Here is a 5289-nt window from a genome sequence, read left to right as displayed (position 1 = left end):
AGACTGAGCTCGCGGCTTCGACTTGGTGGTGCGCCACCTGCACCACAGTGGGTCGCCCCAAAATTTCCAACAAAACAGCAACACGCTGACTCGACACGTTTTGCACCAAGCCCTCAATGGCACCGAGGGCCGTGTGCTTGAGTCGCACCGCTTGTCCGACCTTCAATTGGCTCAGCTCTTGGAGGGTGGCCTGATCACGTTCTTGCTCCATCTGACGAATTTGTCTCACCAAGTCGTCATGCAACAAAGCGGGCTCGAAGCCAAAACGCACCAATGTCGCCACCCCTTTGGTGCTGCGCACCACTGAAATACTTTGCTCGGCCCTCATGGGGCGAAACAAGACGTACCTGGGAAACATGGGCTCGAACAGCGCCACGGGCCCTTGTTCGGTTTTTTTGAATTTCTTAAACAGCGGCAAATACGCTTCAAACCCCTGTTGTGCCAGATTGGCATGGGCCACAGCCTCTTGCCTGGGTTTGGAATACACCAAATACCAACGGTCAACCGTCTGATTTTCAACGTCGCCGTAGTCCAAATCGTTCAATCCGCTCATTCAAAATCTGCAGCTTTATTATAAAAATGAATTGTATCGCCCAACTGGGGAATCACCTCAAACGTTCGCGCAATAAAAACCCCGCCAATGCGGGGTTGCATGAACATGGCCATGGCTTGGGCGCATATGAAAGGCTCACATTGTCGTGAACCGTTCAGTTCGCCATCCAATTAGGCAATGATAAAAGGTGTGCGGTCCTTGCCTTCGATCCACTTGGGAGCTTTGCCGCGACCGGTCCAAGTCTGGCCTGTCGCCTCATCGCGGTACTTGGCCGCCACCTTGCTGGCCGCCTTGACTGTGCCAGTTTTGCCGCCACGACCTGGAAAAATGTCTTGGACTGTCAAGCCATACTCGGCCACCAATTCGCGAACTTTGGCAACGGCACTTGAAATTTCATTTTGACGGGCTTGGGCAATGGCCAACTCCAAAGCTTCGTGCTGCTGCAATAATTCTTTATAAGTTTGTGACATGGTTAGCACTCCAATTAAAAATATGAAAGCATGAATATACAACAAGCTGTGTCTTGATTTGAAAGAAACGCATTCTTTTTTTAAATAACTTTACATGTGTGGATTATTCAGACAGCCACACTGGTTCAGATTAACGGCATTGAAAACCGAACCTGTCCAATACCTCAACTTGGAGCGCTCGCAAAGGTTGGCGTTTTCATCTATCGGGACGACAATTCCAACCGGTCCACCCTATTAACGGACCTTGTTTTTTAATTTAAGGAAAAAATGGCTGTTTACTGGATCGGCGATATTCAAGGCTGCGATGCCCCGCTGGGCCGCTTGCTGGACAAAGTGGCTTTTTCACCCAGCCGTGACCACTTGGTGGTTTTGGGCGACTTGGTCAACCGGGGCCCGGACTCTGTGGGCGTCCTGCGCCGCTTGATGACATTGCAAGGCAGCGTGCAGTGCCTGCTGGGCAACCACGATTTGCACGCCCTGGCCGTGGCTTATGGCCACAGCCGACCCAAACGGCTTGACACCTTGGATGGCCTGCTGCAAGCGCCCGACCGAAGCGCACTGATCGGTTGGCTGCGCCAGCAGCACTTGGCGCTGTGGTCTCACGGGGTTTTGTCGGTGCATGCCGGGGTCTTGCCCGACTGGACACTGACGCAAACCCTGTCCTTGGCGGACGAGGTCCAAGGCGTTTTGCGCGGACCAGACTTGCCTGATTTTTTAGCCCAGATGTATGGCAACCAACCCGCCGCTTGGCACGATGACTTGCAGGGCATGGACCGCTGGCGCGTGGTGGTCAACGCGCTGACGCGGCTGCGTTTTTGCGCTGCCGATGGCACGATGGAATTTGCCACCAAAGACAGTGCCGCACAGGCGCCGGAGGGTTTCATGCCTTGGTTCGATGTACCCGGGCGGCGCACGGCCGACATCACGGTAGCTTTTGGCCACTGGTCCACGCTGGGCCGACAAGAGCGCAATGACGTCTGGGCATTGGACACCGGATGCGTCTGGGGCGGCTGCCTGAGCGCCATGCGCCAAGACGAGAACGGTCAACGTGAATGGGTTGAAGTGGCTTGCGAACAGGCGCAGGTGCCGGGTTAACTGCCTCCCTCAGCCGCCCGGCTTGAGCAAGACCAACAAGGCCCCGGCACCGCCTTCTGCGGGCTTGGCCTGGACGAAAGCCATAACCTGGTTTTTTTGCACCAGCCAACTGTGCACTTTGGACTTGAGCACTGGCGTCTTGCCGGGCGAGCCCAAGCCTTTGCCATGCACCACGCGCAAGCAGCGCAAGCCTTGGCGTTGCGCCTGCCGGATGAACTCGGACAATGCCAAGCGGGCCTCATCGCTGCGCAGGCCATGTAAATCGATCTCGCGCTGAATCGACCAATCTCCTTTGCGCAGCTTGTGGATCACATCACGGCCAATGCCGGGGCGTCGAAAGCTCAGCGCATCATCGGTGTCAAGCAAGGTGCTGGCGTCAAACTCGTCGCTCAGGCAATCGCGCAGCACCGCCTCGTCGTCCTTTTGGCGTTGGTGTGCGATCGGGGCCGGGCTTGGACCTTCCAACTGGACTTGGCCGTGCGCAGGCAAGCGCTGCACGACACCTACAGCCCGCACAAACAGGTTGCTTTCGGCGTCGCGCTTGCGAGCAGCCAAGGCCTGAGCAGCCGCCTCGGCCTGGGCTTGCGCGTGGGCTTCGGCCAGCTTCTGGCGGACTTTTTTCAGGTCTTGCAAGGCGTTGATTTTCACAGTAGATCCTGGCTAGACGTTAGGGGACATGCACGGCGCACAAGCCCATCGGGCGCACCTCAATCGCCCCGGTTGCGCATCCAATCGCCGGTTTTGAAAAAGCTGGCATTGAGCCGCTCGCGCAGCACGGGGTCAACATGCGTCTCGGTCATGGCCTGGTCCATGCAGGCCAACCATTGGTCGCGCTCGAGCACGCCAATCGAAAATGGCATGTGGCGCATGCGCAAACGTGGGTGACCAAAACGCTCGGTGTAATGCTCCGGCCCGCCCAGCCAACCGCACAAAAACCAAAACAGTTTGTCGCGGGCATCTTGCAAAGTGCTGCCGTGTGCATCGCGCAACGCCTTGTAGCCTGGCTCGATGTCCATCAGGTCATAAAAGCGGTCAGCCAAACTGCGCACAGCCGCTTCGCCGCCGATCCAAGCAAACGGGGTATCCAAGGGGGGCTTTTCTTCGGTGTTCATAGGGCTCGATTGTGCAATGCGAAAAGAGGCGAGCCAAAGGCTTCACTGCGCCGCCTGGCGCAAAGTCTGTACCACTGGCTGGCGCAAAACCCCGGCCAAGCTCAGGCTGCCCGCACCCCAGGCCAGCAAAGCACCAGCCACGCCTCCAGCCAGAGGTGCCCACAAGGGTGGCTGCCAAGCAAATTCGAAGGCATAGCGGGCCAAGGCCCAGCCCACCACCAAGGCCATGCCACTGGCCATGAACCCGGCCAGCCAGCCTATGCCCAAAAGCTCAGTGCGCTGCACCTGCGCCAGCAGGCTGCGGCCTGCGCCCAGCGCCCGCATGATGGCGTATTCGCGTTCACGCGCTTGGCGGCTCGCGCCCACTGCGGCCAGCAACACCATCAGGCCCGCTGCCAAAGTGAAGGCAAACAAAAACTCCACGGCCCGAATCACCTGGTCCATGACCCGCTGCACCTGCGCCAACGTGCTGCGCATGTCCACGCTGGTGATGTTGGGAAAGGCGTTGACCATGGTGTTTTCAAAACCCGGCACGCCCTGTGGAGACCGGAAAGCGGCCATGTAGGTCATGGGCAAATCGGGCATTTGCGAGACCGGGAACAGCATGAAGAAATTGGCCCGCATCGAGGCCCAGTCCACCTTGCGCAGGGAGGTGACGCGGGCCTCGTGCGGCTGACCGGCAATGTCAAAACCCAGGCGATCCCCAAGCTTCAGGCCCAGCGCCTGGGCAATGCCCTCTTCCACACTCACGCCGTCGGCCTCTTCGACCTGCCAGCGTCCAGCCACCAGCGGGTTGTGATCCGGCAACATCGCGCTGTGCGAGAGGTTGATCTCGCGGTCAAGCAAGCGTTTGCCCCGGTCCGCTTCCAAGTCGTCCGGACCCACAACGCGGCCATTGATGGCCACCAGTCGGCCCCGGATCATGGGGAACCAATCGGGCGACTGCACGCCCGCTTTTTTCAGGTGCGCCAAAAAGGCCTCGGCCTGATCAGGCTGCACGTTGATGACAAACCGATCGGGCGCATTCACGGGCGTGGCCTGACGCCAGCTGGCGATCAGGTCGGTGCGCAACAACACCAGCAAAGCCAATGCCAACAAGCCCACCGACAAGGCGCTGACCTGCACCACCGCAAACACCGGCCGCGCCGCCACCTGCCGCGTGGCCAGGCGCAACCAACGCGGGGCCGACTCGTCTGGCACCACCCGGCGCAGCACAAACAAAGCTGCCGCCGCCAGAGCGGCAAACACCAGGAGCGCCACGGCGAAACCACCCACCGTGATCAGGCCCAGCGTCAGGTTGCGGCTGACCATGAGCAAGGTGACAGCAAAGCCGAGCAAGCCCATCACCAACACCAGACCCGAGCGCACCTGCACGCTGCCCAAGTCGCGGCGGATCACGCGCAGCGGTGGCACTTTGGCCAGCTGCAACACGGGCGGCAGACCAAAGGCCACCAACAGCGTCAAGCCCATGGCCAGACCCATCAGCGCAGGCTGCAGCGTGGCATCGGGCAAGTTGGCATCGACCAGACCGGCGAGCAACTGCACAAACCCCAGGTGCACGCCATAACCGGCCAGCACACCCAGCACGCTGGCCACCAGGCCAGCGCCCAGAAATTCGAGACCGTAGCTCAATGTGAGTGTGCGCTGGCTTTGCCCCAAAACGCGCAACAAAGCACAGGCGTCGAGCTGCCGCTCGGCAAAACTGCGTGCCGCCAAGGCCACGGCCACGGCGCACAGCAAGGCGGCCAACAAGGCCACCAGGTTCAAAAATTGAGAGGCCCGGTCCAGAGTCTGGCGCATCTCGGGGCGGCCGCTGTCCAGCGACTCGACTTTCACGCCGCGCACCTCCGGCTTTTCGGCCTGGGCCTGCGCCCAAGGCAAAAATGGGCGCACGGCTACATCGCTGCCGGCCACAGCCATGCGCCAGCTCACGCGGCTGGCGGGCTGCACCAAGCCAGTGGAGGCCAAGTCGGCCATGTTCATCATCACGCGTGGCGCAAAAGCCATGAAGCCCGCGCCCCCGGTCGGGCTCGCGGTTGATGGTGGCACCAATGCGCAA

Annotated in this window: 5 protein-coding genes and 1 pseudogene; 1 reads left to right on the top strand and 5 read right to left on the bottom strand. The window is 60.0% G+C overall.

Annotated features, from left to right (window positions below; genetic code table 11):
• Both Q0341_RS11650 and Q0341_RS11645 read right to left on the bottom strand, forming a co-directional pair.
• A partial coding sequence (locus tag Q0341_RS11650; protein WP_299513452.1) for a transcription termination/antitermination protein NusG occupies positions 1 to 553 on the bottom strand: 553 nt, incomplete at its 3' end.
• A 170-nt stretch (positions 554 to 723) separates the two neighbouring features.
• Entirely contained in the window at positions 724 to 1023 is a 300-nt protein-coding gene (locus Q0341_RS11645; RefSeq protein ID WP_299513450.1) for an H-NS histone family protein, read from the bottom strand.
• Between the two features lie 267 nt (positions 1024 to 1290).
• Between Q0341_RS11645 and Q0341_RS11640 the strand changes: the two genes are divergently transcribed.
• Entirely contained in the window at positions 1291 to 2118 is an 828-nt protein-coding gene (locus tag Q0341_RS11640; protein ID WP_299513448.1) for a symmetrical bis(5'-nucleosyl)-tetraphosphatase, read from the top strand.
• Between the two features lie 9 nt (positions 2119 to 2127).
• Here Q0341_RS11640 and Q0341_RS11635 read toward each other — a convergent pair whose 3' ends face one another.
• The 3 genes and pseudogenes from Q0341_RS11635 to Q0341_RS11625 form a co-directional block, all read right to left on the bottom strand.
• The gene (locus Q0341_RS11635; RefSeq protein WP_299513446.1) at positions 2128 to 2766 is read right to left on the bottom strand and encodes a Smr/MutS family protein; all 639 of its coding nucleotides are present in this window, start codon (positions 2764 to 2766) and stop codon (positions 2128 to 2130) included.
• A gap of 59 nt (positions 2767 to 2825) precedes the next feature.
• Complete coding sequence (locus Q0341_RS11630) at positions 2826 to 3230, bottom strand: group II truncated hemoglobin (RefSeq protein WP_299513444.1); 405 nt, start codon at positions 3228 to 3230, stop codon at positions 2826 to 2828.
• A gap of 42 nt (positions 3231 to 3272) precedes the next feature.
• Positions 3273 to 5289 (bottom strand): annotated as a pseudogene (locus Q0341_RS11625) (FtsX-like permease family protein); the annotation flags it as partial.

The sequence above is a fragment of the uncultured Limnohabitans sp. genome (assembly GCF_937889215.1).
Lineage (GTDB): Bacteria > Pseudomonadota > Gammaproteobacteria > Burkholderiales > Burkholderiaceae_C > Limnohabitans_A.
Note: the sequence above shows the minus strand (reverse complement) of the source record. Positions and strands in the feature narration are given on the sequence as shown.

Coding starts and splice junctions, on each gene's coding strand:
- Q0341_RS11645 (WP_299513450.1), bottom strand. CDS start 1,023: ATGTCACAAACTTATAAAGAATTATTGCAGCAGCACGAAGCTTTGGAG.
- Q0341_RS11630 (WP_299513444.1), bottom strand. CDS start 3,230: ATGAACACCGAAGAAAAGCCCCCCTTGGATACCCCGTTTGCTTGGATC.
- Q0341_RS11640 (WP_299513448.1), top strand. CDS start 1,291: ATGGCTGTTTACTGGATCGGCGATATTCAAGGCTGCGATGCCCCGCTG.